The 591-nt window shown below is 62.4% G+C and carries 1 protein-coding gene; it reads left to right on the forward strand.

Annotated elements, in window-relative coordinates:
• Positions 1-494: RtcB family protein (locus AC1D0Z_RS23785; RefSeq protein WP_477660571.1), on the forward strand; the 494-nt coding region annotated here is incomplete at its 5' end.
• Positions 495-591 lie beyond the last annotated feature (97 nt).

Consider the following 591-nt stretch of genomic DNA (forward strand, 5'->3'; position numbering starts at 1 on the left):
AGTTCGCGCGCCTGAACCGCGAGGTGATGATGCAGGCGGCCATAGGCGCGCTGCGCAAGGTGATCAGCAAGCCGTTTGAGACGCACCTGGAGGCGGTGAACTGCCACCACAACTATGTGCAGAAGGAAACGCACTTTGGGCAGGAGGTGTTTGTGACCCGAAAGGGCGCCGTGAGCGCCAGGGCGGGAGAGCTCGGGATCATTCCCGGCAGCATGGGCGCCAGGAGTTTCATCGTGCGCGGCAAGGGCAACCCGGACAGCTTCATGAGCTGCAGCCACGGGGCGGGCCGCACCATGAGCCGTACCCAGGCCAAGAAGCTGTTCACGGTGGACGACCAGATCAAGGCCACAGAGGGCGTGGAATGCCGCAAGGACGCCGACGTCATCGACGAGATCCCCATGGCCTACAAGGACATCGACGCCGTGATGCTGGCGCAGAGCGACCTGGTGGAGGTGGTCTACACGCTCAAGCAGGTGGTGTGTGTCAAAGGATGAGGGAGGGGACCGCAAGGACAACGCGCTGCAGGCATTGTCCGGTCCTGCCTTGACAGCTCTTCGGGAAAAACTTGCAGAGGCTGGCGGCGTATTTGAT

It is taken from the genome of Polaromonas sp. P1_E3 (assembly GCF_056405935.1).